The following is a 1,239-nucleotide window of genomic DNA, read 5'->3' on the forward strand; positions in this document are numbered from 1 at the left end:
ATAAACCAGCCTCCACAAAACCCGGGGCTTGACACACAGCAGCTTGACCGCTGCCTCGTCGGAGGGGAAGTGACCCCGGTTCCTGGTGACCTTGCGCAGCTGGTAGTTCAGCGACTCGATCGCGTTGGTGGTGTAGATGACCCGTCGCACCATCGGCGGGAAGGCCAGGAAGGGAGTGAATCGCTCCCAGGAGTCGGTGAAGGTTCTGACCGCGGCCGGGTAGCGCTGTCCGAGCTCACTGGCCTCGAAGGTCTCCAGGGCCTCCCACGCGGCCTCCTCGCTGGGGGCCTGGTAGATCGGCCTGAGAGCCGCTGCCACGGCCTTGCGATCGCTGTAGGACACGAACCTCGTGGCGGCCCGGATCAGGTGGACTACGCATGTCTGGACCGTCGCCTGGGGCCAGGTCGCCTCAATCGCCTCGGGAAGGCCGGTGAGCCCGTCACAGCACACGATCAGCACGTCCTTGATACCGCGGTTGGTCAGCTCGGCGCACATCTGGGCCCAGAACCTGGCCCCCTCGCTGGCCTGGACCCAGATGCCCAGGACGTGCTTGATCCCGTCCATGTCCACGCCTACCGCGATATGCGCGGCCTTGTTGGTCACGTGAGCCCCGTCGCGGACCTTGATCATGATGGCGTCGAGGTAGATCACCGGGTAGAGGCCGTCCAGTGGCCGGTGCTGCCAGGCCAGTACCTCCTGGCTGATCTGGTCGGTGATCTTGCTGATCGTCTCATGACTCAGATCAGTGCCCAGCGTAGAGGCCAGATGGTGCTGGATGTCCCGCACCGTCATCCCTCCGGCGTACAGGCTGATGATCATCGCATCGAGCCCATCGAGCCGGCGCTGCCCCTTGGGCACCAGCATCGGCGTGAACGTCCCGGCCCGGTCTCGTGGAATGTCCAGATCCACATCCCCAACCTCGGTGGAGACCGTCTTAGAACTGGTCCCGTTACGCGAGTTGGGAAACGCCGCGAGCGTGTTCAATGGTTTGTGTAAGCCCCTCCGTTGGAAGGACTGACACTGATGACTGCTACTGATGATGACAACAGGGCTCCTGCTGGTGGGCGGGATGTGGTCGACCAGCTGCGCTCGGCTGGGGCTCTGGATGGCTTGTTTGAGCAGATTGATTCCGGGCAGGTGAGCATGACCGGGGCTGATGGCCTGCTGCCTGCTCTGGTCAAGGAGGCTCTGGAGAGGGGGCTGGCTGTCAAGCCCCGGGTTTTGTGGAGGCTGGTTTAT

Annotated in this window: 1 protein-coding gene and 1 pseudogene; one reads left to right on the plus strand and one right to left on the minus strand. The window is 63.4% G+C overall.

Annotated features, from left to right (window positions below):
- On the minus strand, nt 1–1,128 hold a 1,128-nt coding region (locus tag HMPREF2883_RS00190; RefSeq protein WP_256277243.1), incomplete at its 3' end, for an IS256 family transposase.
- On the opposite strand from HMPREF2883_RS00190, the pseudogene HMPREF2883_RS15200 reads away from it, so the two are divergent.
- A pseudogene (locus HMPREF2883_RS15200) lies at nt 1,024–1,239 on the plus strand (hypothetical protein); the annotation flags it as partial. The gene HMPREF2883_RS00190 and the pseudogene HMPREF2883_RS15200 overlap by 105 nt on opposite strands.

The sequence above is a fragment of the Actinomyces sp. HMSC075C01 genome, from assembly GCF_001812965.1.
In the GTDB taxonomy this organism is placed as follows: Bacteria; Actinomycetota; Actinomycetes; order Actinomycetales; family Actinomycetaceae; genus Actinomyces; species Actinomyces acetigenes.